The following is a 1,193-nucleotide window of genomic DNA, read 5'->3' as shown; positions in this document are numbered from 1 at the left end:
CCAAAACAACTCCGAGTTGTAAGGTTAAGACTCTCGGTTCATTAGTATCAGTTAGCTCAATGTATCACTACACTTACACACCTGACCTATCTACGTCTTAGTCTCAAACGGACCTTACTGAATCTCTTCAGGGAAAACTCATCTCGAGGCTAGTTTCGTGCTTAGATGCTTTCAGCACTTATCTATTCCGCACGTAGCTACCGGGCAATGCAATTGGCATCACAACCCGAACACCAGCGGTGCGTTCACTTCGGTCCTCTCGTACTAGAAGCAAACCCTCTCAATTTTCCTACGCCCATGGCAGATAGGGACCGAACTGTCTCACGACGTTCTAAACCCAGCTCGCGTACCACTTTAAACGGCGAACAGCCGTACCCTTGGGACCTACTTCAGCCCCAGGATGTGATGAGCCGACATCGAGGTGCCAAACACCGCCGTCGATATGAACTCTTGGGCGGTATCAGCCTGTTATCCCCGGAGTACCTTTTATCCGTTGAGCGATGGCCCTTCCATTCAGAACCACCGGATCACTATGACCTACTTTCGTACCTGCTCGAGCCGTCACTCTCGCAGTCAAGCTAGCTTTTGCCATTGCACTAACCTCCTGATGTCCGACCAGGATTAGCTAACCTTCGTGCTCCTCCGTTACTCTTTGGGAGGAGACCGCCCCAGTCAAACTACCCACCAGACAGTGTCCCTTACCTCGATTCAGAAGTATAGGTTAGAACATCAAACATTAAAGGGTGGTATTTCAAGGTTGACTCCACACACACTGGCGTGCATGCTTCATAGTCTCCCACCTATCCTACACATTAAGGCTCAATGTTCACTGTCAAGCTATAGTAAAGGTTCACGGGGTCTTTCCGTCTTGCCACGGGTACACCGCATCTTCACGGCAATTTCAATTTCACTGAGTCTCGGGTGGAGACAGCCTGGCCATCATTACGCCATTCGTGCAGGTCGGAACTTACCCGACAAGGAATTTCGCTACCTTAGGACCGTTATAGTTACGGCCGCCGTTTACTGGGGCTTCGATCAAGAGCTTCTGCTTACGCATAACCCCATCAATTAACCTTCCAGCACCGGGCAGGCGTCACACCGTATACGTCCACTTTCGTGTTTGCACAGTGCTGTGTTTTTATTAAACAGTTGCAGCCAGCTGGTATCTTCGACTGATTTCACCTACGTCCGCA

General features: G+C 50.0%; 1 rRNA gene (running past one end of the window). It reads right to left on the bottom strand.

Going from position 1 to position 1,193, the window contains the following annotated elements:
• Positions 1 to 20: 20 nt before the first annotated feature.
• Positions 21 to 1,193: ribosomal RNA gene (locus J3U74_RS12230) — 23S ribosomal RNA — on the bottom strand; it runs 1,827 nt beyond the window's last position.

Origin of the sequence: Gilliamella sp. B3892 (assembly GCF_026536305.1) — a bacterium.
GTDB lineage: Bacteria > Pseudomonadota > Gammaproteobacteria > Enterobacterales > Orbaceae > Gilliamella.
Note: the sequence above shows the minus strand (reverse complement) of the source record. Positions and strands in the feature narration are given on the sequence as shown.